Consider the following 233-nt stretch of genomic DNA (forward strand, 5'->3'; position numbering starts at 1 on the left):
GTACTAGCGGGTATGTTTGTAGACACGCTTGATGAAGCAATCGCCCTTATTAACGACAGCCCTTACGGTAACGGTACCTCGTTATTCACGTCAAGCGGCGCAGTGGCTCGTAAATTCCAACACGAAATTGAAGTAGGCCAAGTAGGTATTAATGTGCCAATTCCGGTGCCACTTCCGTTCTTTTCGTTCACTGGTTGGAAAGGCTCGTTTTACGGCGATACTCACACGTACGG

Annotated in this window: 1 protein-coding gene; it reads left to right on the plus strand. The window is 48.5% G+C overall.

Annotated elements, in window-relative coordinates; genetic code table 11:
• A partial coding sequence (locus AAEY83_RS18760) for an aldehyde dehydrogenase family protein (RefSeq protein ID WP_351061729.1) occupies positions 1-233 on the plus strand: 233 nt, incomplete at both ends.

Source organism: Psychrobacter sp. TB20-MNA-CIBAN-0197 (assembly GCF_040309765.1).
Classification (GTDB): domain Bacteria; phylum Pseudomonadota; class Gammaproteobacteria; order Pseudomonadales; family Moraxellaceae; genus Psychrobacter; species Psychrobacter submarinus.